A 4,913-nucleotide genomic window follows, 5' to 3' on the forward strand; every position below is an offset into this window, starting at 1 on the left:
CCGTTGACCCACCGCACCCCGCGATCCTTCAACAGGTCCGGGGTGAACCGCGCGGTGTTGGTCTGGTCCCGCCCGAACAGCCAGCCCATGTGCGCGTGCCAGAATCCGCGCGCCACCGCGACCGGCCCGTTCCCGTACAACCAGGGCGAGTGCGGGTCCCCCTCCTTGTCGGCGTAGGCGTGGTGACGGCGGTGGTCGGCGACCCACTGGATCACCGGTCCCTGCACGGCGAAGCTGCCCGCGATGGCCAACGCCAGGCGCAAGGGTGCGCGGGCCTTGAACGCCCGGTGGGTGAAGTGACGATGGAACCCCACCGTCACCCCCAACCCGGTGGCGCAGTAGAAGAACACCGCCAGCCCGACGTCCACCCAGCCCAGACCGTTCCCCCAGGCGAAGGGAATCGCAGCGCCCAGCGCGAGCAAAGGTCCGACGGTGAACAACGCGATCAAGGCGATGGCGCCTCGCGAATGACGGCCCCCGACGATCGGGGATGGCGAACCACCGGCGTGCGAGGAATTTGCATCGTATGCGGTCGTGGTCATGTCATCCGTCTCGGTCGCTCTTGCAGTGGCTGGACCGGAATACCCCTCAACCAGGTGACTCACGCCTGCCGCGCTCGGACTGCTTGGCACTGCCGAGGCGCCGCGGCCCGGGCGGGCGTCGCCATTCGGAGCCCGCACCGCGGCACCAGGTCGCGGGATGTCGATCATCGGGCCTCTTCGCTGCCGGGGGGCTGCGCTGATGTCGCGGGGACTTGGGCCTCGCGGGTGTCGGTCGGGTCCACTGTCACCGTTTCGCCGTGTTCCAGCGCCAGGGAGCGAATCGCCGCGTTGAGAATGGCGATGACCGGTACCGCCAGCACCGCTCCGACCGCCCCGGCCAGGATGAATCCGGCCGTGATCCCGAGGACGACCGCCAGCGGGTGCAGCCGCACGGCGTGGCCGAGGATGAGCGGCTGCAGGACGTGGCCTTCGAGCTGCATCACGCCCACCACGACGGCCAGGACTACCAGCGCCGGGAACGGTCCTGTGGTGACCAAGGCGACCAGGACCGCAACGGTCCCGGTGACCATCGACCCGACATAGGGCACGAAGGCGCCCAGGAACACCAAGGCCGCCAGGACAGCCGCCAGGGGGACTCCGACGAGCGCGGTGCCGATTCCCACCCCGGCCGCGTCCATGAGGGCCACGGCCGCGGTCGCCCGGATGTAGGCGACCAGGGACGCGAACGAACGCAATCCCGCAACGTCGGCACGAGCCCGGATGGATCCCGGAACCGTCACACGAAGCACGAAATCCCAGATCTTGCGCCCGTCCCGCAGGAAGAAGAAGAGAGTGAACAGCACGAGCAGCAGTCCGGTGAGGAATCCCAGCAGGGTGCTCGCAGTACTGAGTGCGCCCGAGGTCAACGTTGCTTCGCTGTTGCGGAGAGTGGTGGTGAGTCGTTCGAGTCCTTGGTTGAGCTGTCCCTGGCTCAGCTGCAGCGGCCCGTGTTGCAGCCAATGATGGGTGGCCTCGACGCTGTGGCCGATCTGCTCCTGCAGACCCGGCAGGCCACGGATCACGGTGGTGACGACCAGAGTGAGCACACCGCCGACCGCGGCCAGCCCACCGACGAGCACGACCACTGCTGCCAACGTGCGCGGCATGCCCTTGCCCACGAGCCATCCGACGCCCGGCGCCAGCAACGCCGCCAGGAGCAACGCAACGGCCATCGCGGTGACCACCGCGTAGAGCGTGACGGCCAGCCAGCACACCACCGCCACCACTGCGGCGATGGCCAGCAACCGCCAGCACACCGCGCCCGCCACACGTACTCCTCGCGGAACCTCGTCCGCGGCGGCCCGCTTCTCGCCGCGCATCTCCATCTCGTTCACATCGCCACTGTCACCGAAACGGGCCGTGGCCAAACATCAACGTCGACGAAGCCGTCGCATCCCGCCGCGTGCCCAGCTGACACGCTCCTCGCGCGGATCACCCGCACGCCCACATCGGGCTGATCCGGCCGCACGGCGCGATATCGTGAGCCCTTCTCGCCGGCTTCCGGTTCGGCACGGTGTGTTTCTCACGCATCCAGATCCGGTGTCCGGCCGGCCTCCTGCGCCGGATCATGATGCCGTGAGTCCGTGCAGGTCGACGCACTGCGATGGTCGACTGCTTGCGGGTCGCCGCGGGTGGTATCCCGGTCGGTCTGTCGTTCGGACTCAGCATTGATCTCTGCGCCGAGCAGCACGACGTAGCTGGTGAGGTAGAGCCAGAGCAACAGCACGGCCACACCTGCGAGCGCCCCGTAGGTCTTGTTGTAACTGCCGAAGTTGGCGATATACAGGTTGAACGCGCCGCTGCCGAGCAACCACAGCCCCGTTGCGGTGCTCGCGCCGACGCTGACCCAGCGGAAACGCGGCGCGACCCGATCCGGGGCGACGCGATAGACGACCGCCAGTGCCACCACGATCACCGCGACGAGCAGGAGCCAGCGCACGACCTGCGTTATGACCAGGCCCGCGGGACCGACGTCGAGGCCGCCCAGGACCACCGGGGCGACCGCGACCAGCGCCAGCGCCAGCAGCATGAACACGCCCCCGCACAAGGTGAGCCCGGCCGCGATCGCCCACAGCTTGAGCGTGCCGCGGCTTTCGGACTCGCCGTAGGCGAGATTGACCGCGCTGATGAGGTTCTGCGTCCCGGACGAGGCCAGCCAGAGGGCTGTGCCCAGCGAAATGACCAACCCGAAGCCCAGTGATCCACCGCGGCCCCGGGCCACCGCAGCGAGCTGTTCACTGATCAACTGCTGGGACGCTTCCGGCAACGACGCGGTGTACTCACCGATCTGGCGCGTGGCCGATGCCGGGTCGGCGACCAGGCCGAAGACGGTGAGCAGCGCGATCAGCGTGGGAAAGATCGCCAAAAACGCGAAGAACGCGACACTGCCGGCCAGCATGTAGATGTTGTCGGCACTGCCGGCCTTCCACGCCCGCAGCAGAATCTGCCGCCAGCCCCGAGCCGGGATCTGCGAGGGCCAGTCGGCCTGCCTTCCCGGACGCGACCCCGAGTCGACGTGCCGGCCTCGATCCGCCTGCTCGGCCGCCTCGTCCCGGGCCATCACGACATTCCTTCCGCCACGCGGGTCGGTGACCCGCATCGAACAACCTGCCCACCAGGTCACTCCACTGGTTCCCGGTGTCCGGTAAGGCGATACCGGTATCGATCACGGGACGCCTCCCGGCCACGGGCTCATTCTGCGGCAGGATCGTCAAGGCGCTGGTTCCGCCGCATCTGCTCTTTGATCTGCCGAATGCGCTGGGCGCCTTCGGGCAGTTCGGTTTGGTGCATGGCGTGCTGCATCGCGTCGAAGGCGTGTTCTATCTCGGAGGTGAAAACGTGGTCGAGGGCGGTCGGCAGCACCCGTTGGAGGCGGTCGAAGGCGATGCGCTGGTTGTCGGCCTCCAGCTGGGGCAGTGCCCGGGACAGGACCGTGACGACGGCACCGCACGTTTGGTGCTGCCCGGACTGTCCGGAGGCGGCGATGACGCTGGTGAGCCCGTCCAGGATCTTGCCGATGACGGGGTCCTTGTAGACCAGCGGCAGCTGGCCTCCGTGCGCACCGGCGGAGTGCCGACTTTCCTGCTCCTGAAACGTGACGAGCAGGCTGTGCAGCGTCTCGACCGTGATCTGCGCACCTTCCGGGTCCGCGGAAGTCGCCGTGGCCGCCCAGGCCATGTTGGAGAGGTGATCGACGCTGTGGGCCGCGTCGCGGCCCAGGTCGCGCATGCGGCCGAGCCACAGCGCATCGAGGACGGCTCCGGCGAGGCGGTTGCGTTCGGCTTGGTCCTCGGCGCGTACCTCGGCCAGCAGACCACCGGGCACCACGTGATCGCCCATGGACACCTGTAGTTCGATTTCGGCGGTCTCGCTGACCGGACGCAGGGCCCGGGCCAACAGGTCGCCGTTGATGTGCACGACATAGCCGGCCTGTCCCGAGGTGACCTCGGTGGCCGGCAGGTCGGTGAGTTGTGCTTGCGCCCGGCAGCGAGCGAGCAGTGGTTGCTGGCCTTTCCGTGCTTGGACCGCAAGCTGCTGCAACATCCACACCGTCGCACTCGGACGGATCTGGTCGACTGTGCTGTAGACGAACACCAGCAGGCACACGAGCGTAATCGCGGTCAGCAGCAGGGCCAGCGTTCCGGCCATGATCGCTCCTGCTGGAACCAGGGCCAAGGCCAGCAGGCAAAACACGGTCAGGCCGACGAAGACGCCGAAGAAGACCTGGTTGAGTCTGCGCCGCAGGAACTGGTCCAGCACTACCGGACTGTAGGTCGCCGACTGGTGCTGAACCGCCATCAGCAACACGAAGAAGATGATCGAGATGACGGTGAGCAGACCCGGAGTGATCGTGGACAGCAACGTGGTGGTCGCCTCTGCCGGTACCACCGTCGCCACAGCTCGATACGCCGGCTTCGCCCAGTGCTGCGCGTTGCGATCGAGCACGCTGGCGATCACCGCCAGCACGATCAACACGCCTGTCACCACCGAGGGCACCAGCAGGAACTCACGCAGCGCGTAGGTCACCCGGTTGCGATGACGCGGGCGCGCGCCCGGATTTCCGCCCCGGCCATCGTTGCCAGTCATGTCACTCCCTTCATCGTCACTGGTCCCTGCGCCTACCGGCCGTCCACGGGATGTTGACCGGCACGGATTCTTCCCGGAGGCGAGCACCCCCGCAGGCGCCGGCACGGTGTATAAAGTCCGCACTCCGCAGCGGGCATAGCGATCTACAAGCGAGTCGTGCGGCGAAACCGGCGGATCACCGGATTTGCCGAGTATTCGGCGACAGGAAAACGGCAACCGGTCGGAAACCGCCGGGTGCCGGCAGAAGTCTTCTGCCGGCACCCCAATCACCATCGGCCTCTTCCC

Annotated in this window: 4 protein-coding genes; all 4 read right to left on the reverse strand. The window is 67.7% G+C overall.

What is annotated here, in order from left to right; all coding sequences use genetic code 11:
- The coding region (locus tag IJH84_RS20910) for an acyl-CoA desaturase (RefSeq protein WP_295147954.1) at positions 1-542 on the reverse strand (542 nt) is incomplete at its 3' end.
- A 164-nt stretch (positions 543-706) separates the two neighbouring features.
- A complete protein-coding gene (locus IJH84_RS20915) occupies positions 707-1,867 on the reverse strand; it encodes an AI-2E family transporter (RefSeq protein ID WP_295147962.1) in 1,161 nt (386 codons plus the stop codon).
- Positions 1,868-2,064: 197 nt separating this feature from the next.
- Positions 2,065-3,141 carry a YihY/virulence factor BrkB family protein gene (locus tag IJH84_RS20920; RefSeq protein WP_295147957.1) on the reverse strand — a complete coding sequence of 359 codons (1,077 nt, stop codon included), beginning with the start codon at positions 3,139-3,141 and terminating at the stop codon, positions 2,065-2,067.
- A 92-nt stretch (positions 3,142-3,233) separates the two neighbouring features.
- Entirely contained in the window at positions 3,234-4,628 is a 1,395-nt protein-coding gene (locus IJH84_RS20925; protein ID WP_295147960.1) for a DUF2254 family protein, read from the reverse strand.
- Between the last annotated feature and the right edge of the window lie 285 nt (positions 4,629-4,913).

The organism is Saccharopolyspora sp., from assembly GCF_017434145.1.
Taxonomy (GTDB): Bacteria; Actinomycetota; Actinomycetes; order Mycobacteriales; family Pseudonocardiaceae; genus Saccharopolyspora_C; species Saccharopolyspora_C galaxeae.